We start from the raw sequence: 3,920 nt of genomic DNA on the forward strand, positions 1-3,920 counted from the left end.
CGGCCCGGTCGCGGGCGGGCCGACGGCCTCGGTCGCGGGCGGGCCGGCCGTCCGCGCGGTCAGCAGGCTCTCGGTTCTGTCCATGCCGGCAAGCCTCGGAGAGCCCGCTGGCCCGCTCCCGTGAACGGCCTATGCGTCGGCTGTGGATCCCGGCAGCCGGACGGTGAACGCGGTCCGGCCGGGGCGGCTGTCCACCTCGACCCGGCCGTGGTGCGCCTCCACCACGGCGGCGACGATGGCCAGGCCCAGCCCGGTGCTGCCGTGGGCCCGTGAGCGGGAGCTGTCGCCGCGGGCGAACCGCTCGAAGACCTCCGGTTGCAGCTCCTGCGGGATGCCCGGCCCGTCGTCGACCACGCGCAGCTCGACCCCGTCCGGCGCCGGGGCGAGCCGGGTGGTCACGGTGGTGCCGGGCGGCGTGTGCACCCGGGCGTTGGCGAGCAGGTTCGCCAGTACCTGGTGCAGCCGGTGGGCGTCACCGGCGACGGTCAGCGGCTCGTCGGGCAGGTCGAGCTGCCAGCGGTGCTCGGGGCCGGCCACGTGCGCGTCGCTGACCGCGTTCACCGCCATCGCGGTGAGGTCGACCGGTTCGGCGGCGAGCGGGCGGCCCGAGTCCAGCCGGGCGAGCAGCAGCAGGTCGTCGACGAGGCTTGTCATCCGGGTGCTCTCCGACTCGACCCGGCGCAACGCGTGCGCCACGTCGGGCGGCACCTCCTGCCGCCCGCGTCGGGCCACCTCGGCGTAGCCTCGGATGGCGGCGAGCGGCGTGCGCAGCTCGTGGCTGGCGTCGGCGACGAACTGGCGTACCCGCGTCTCGCTGGCCTGCCGGGCGGCGAGCGCGGCGGCGACGTGGCCGAGCATCCGGTTGAGCGCGCCGCCCACCTGCCCGACCTCGGTGCGGGGATCGGTGTCGGCGGCCGGTACCCGCACCGACAGGGCCACCTCGCCCCGGTCCAGCGGTAGCTCGGTGACCCGGGCGGCGGTGGCGGCGACCCGGTTCAGCGGGCGCAGCGTGCCCCGGACGATGAGCGCGCCCAGGCCGCCGGCGATGACCAGCCCGGCACCGATCACCCCGGCCTGCGCCAGCACCATCCACATGACGGTGTCCTCGACCTGGGCCAGTGGGATGGCCAGGACCAGCACGTCGCCGTCGCCGCGCGGGGAGTTCACCGCGATCGCCCGGTACTCCCCCCGGTCACCGACGTCGACGGTGCGGGGGCGGTCGGCGGGCCGTAGCGGGGCGAGCGCGGCCAGGTCGGCGGCGGACACCGCCTCGGCGCTGCCACTCTCCAGCCGGACCTGCCCGGCGGGACTGGCGGACGGCGGCACCCGCACCGCGATCGAGCCCGGCGGGAAACCGCCCGGTGGCGGCGGCGCCCCCTCCGGGCCGGACGGGGCGGGCCGTCCCGCCTGGTCCGGCCGGTACAGGTCGGGGCGGCCGGCCCAGCGTTCGAGGTCGGCCGGGCGCCGGTCGCCGAAGGTGAGCTGGTTGTCGATCTGGCCGATCAGGAAGTGCCGCAGGGCGATCGTGGTCAGCCCGCCGATGCCGACGCTGACCAGGGCCAGCAGCGCCACCACGGAGAGCACCAGCCGCCGGCGCAGCGACCAGCCGGCCAGCCGCCGGCGCAGCCGCCCGCCCCGGTCACTCCGCGGGCTTGAGGACATAACCGGCCCCGCGCAGCGTGTGGATCATGGGTGCCCGGCCGGCGTCGATCTTCTTGCGCAGGTAGGAGATGTACAACTCGACCACGTTGGCCTGGCCGCCGAAGTCGTAGTTCCAGACCCGGTCGAGGATCTGCGCCTTGCTGAGCACCCGACGCGGGTTGCGCATCAGGTAGCGCAGCAGCTCGAACTCGGTCGCGGTGAGCGTGATCAGGTCGTCGCCGCGGCGCACCTCGTGGCTGTCCTCGTCGAGGCTGAGGTCGCCGACGGTGAGCACCGCCTCCTCCCGGGCGGCGACCGCGAACCCGGACCGGCGCAGCAGGGCGCGCAGCCGGGCGATCACCTCCTCCAGGCTGAACGGCTTGGTCACGTAGTCGTCGCCGCCGACGGTGAGCCCGGCGATCCGCTCCTCCACCGCGTCGCGGGCGGTCAGGAAGAGCACCGGCACGCTTGGCGACTGCTCCCGCAGGCGGCGCAGCACCTGGAAGCCGTCGAGGTCGGGCAGCATCACGTCGAGCACCACGGCGTCCGGCCGGAACTGCCGGGCGGCGGTGACCGCCGCCATCCCACTGCCGGCGGTGGTGACCTGCCAGCCCTCGTAGCGCAGGGCCATGGAGAGCAGGTCGGTGAGGGTCGGCTCGTCGTCGACCACCAGCACGCGCACCGGCTCGCCGTCCGGACGGCGCAGCTCGATCCGACCCTGGGCGGCCTGCCCGTTCATGACCATGCTCCCCATCGTGGGCGTACCCGCTGTACCGGGGCTGTCCCGATCCTGTGTACCAGCTGTGCGGGCCGCCCGGGGGGAGGAAGGCGGATCGGTCGGGCCTTCCCCGGCAGGCTACCCGGTGGTAACTTGCCGGCATGTCCATCGACGGTCGTCCCACCGGCCCGCTGGCCGGCAAGGTGGTGCTGGTGACCGGCGCGGCCCGGGGCATCGGCGAGCACACCGCCCGGCTCGCCGCCGCCCGGGGCGCCCGGCTGTCCCTGGTCGGCCTGGAGCCGGACCGGCTGGCCGCGCTCGCCGCCGAGCTGGGTCCCGGACACGTCTGGTTCGCCGCCGACGTCACCGACCAGGCGGCCCTCGCCGAGGCCGTCGACGGCACGGTGGCCGCGCTCGGCGGGATCGACGCGGTGCTGGCCAACGCCGGCGTCGCCAACCGGGGCACGATCGCGGTCGGTGACGTCGAGGCGCTGGTGCGTACCGTCGAGGTGAACCTGGTCGGGGTCGTCCGGACGGCGGCGGCGACCGTGCCGGCGCTGATCGACCGGGGCGGCTACCTGCTGATCGTCTCCTCGGCCGCGGCGTTCGCCGCGCTTCCCGGGATGGCGGCCTACTGCGCGTCCAAGGCGGGCGTCGAGCACTTCGGCACCGCGATCCGGCTGGAGCTGGCGCATCGCGGGGTGGCCGTGGGCACGGCGCACCCGTCCTGGGTGGACACCGACCTGGTCCGCGAGGCGCGGGCCGACCTGCCGGCGTTCGAGAGCGCGCTGGCGAAGCTGCCGTGGCCGATGCGGCGCACCACCACGGTCGCCGAGTGCGCCGAGGCGTTCGTCCGGGCGATCGAACGACGCAGCCGCCGGGTCTACGTGCCACGCGCCGTCGGCGCGGTCCAGGCGGTGCGGTCGTTGCTGGTCAGCCCGCTGGCCGACCGGCTGGTCGGGCGGACCGCACGGGTCACCGTCCCACTGATCGAGGAACAGACCCGGGCCCTGGGCCGGGGATTCGGCGCCAGCACGCCCGGGGCGAACCGGTGAGCGCGCCGGTGGAGGTGGTCTTCGAGCGGCGCGGCGCCGGGCCGCCCCTGGTGCTGCTGCACGGCATCGGCCACCACTGGGGGGCCTGGGTGCCGGTGCTGGACCGTCTCGCCGAGGCGCACGACGTGATCGCGGTGGACCTGCCCGGGTTCGGCCGCTCCCCGGTGCCGAGCGCCGGCCTGCCCGCCGACATGCCGGGGCTGGTGGCCGGGATGGTCGAGTTGTTCGCCGCGCTCGGTCTGGAGCGCCCGCACGTGGCCGGCAACAGCCTCGGCGGCGCGATCGCCCTGGAGCTGGCCGCCACCGGCGCGGTCTCGTCGGCGACCGCGCTGTCACCGGCCGGCTTCTGCACCCCGCGCGAGCTGCGCTGGGCCCTCACCGTGCTCACGCTGCACCGCAACGCGGCCCGGCTGCCCGAGCCGGTGCTGCGCCACCTGTTCGCCGCGCCGGCGCTGCGCGCGCTGGCGATGGGCATGATCCTGGCCCGGCCGGACCGGATGGCGCTG

General features: G+C 75.9%; 4 protein-coding genes. 2 read left to right on the forward strand and 2 right to left on the reverse strand.

Annotated features, from left to right (window positions below; translation table 11 throughout):
• Positions 1-129 precede the first annotated feature (129 nt).
• Positions 130-1,662 (reverse strand): sensor histidine kinase, encoded by a 1,533-nt coding sequence (locus HUW36_RS27485; RefSeq protein ID WP_174530793.1) that lies wholly within the window; start codon positions 1,660-1,662, stop codon positions 130-132.
• Positions 1,640-2,380, reverse strand: a complete 741-nt coding sequence (locus HUW36_RS27490) for a response regulator transcription factor (RefSeq protein ID WP_174530796.1) — start codon at positions 2,378-2,380, stop codon at positions 1,640-1,642. Before HUW36_RS27490 ends, HUW36_RS27485 begins: the two co-directional genes overlap by 23 nt.
• A gap of 140 nt (positions 2,381-2,520) precedes the next feature.
• On the opposite strand from HUW36_RS27490, the gene HUW36_RS27495 reads away from it, so the two are divergent.
• Positions 2,521-3,414, forward strand: a complete 894-nt coding sequence (locus HUW36_RS27495) for an SDR family oxidoreductase (RefSeq protein ID WP_174530794.1) — start codon at positions 2,521-2,523, stop codon at positions 3,412-3,414.
• Positions 3,411-3,920, forward strand: a 510-nt coding sequence (locus HUW36_RS27500) for an alpha/beta fold hydrolase (protein ID WP_174530795.1), incomplete at its 3' end; no start/stop codon positions are given. The genes HUW36_RS27495 and HUW36_RS27500, both read left to right, overlap by 4 nt.

The sequence above is a fragment of the Micromonospora maritima genome, assembly GCF_902825405.1.
Taxonomy (GTDB): domain Bacteria; phylum Actinomycetota; class Actinomycetes; order Mycobacteriales; family Micromonosporaceae; genus Micromonospora; species Micromonospora maritima.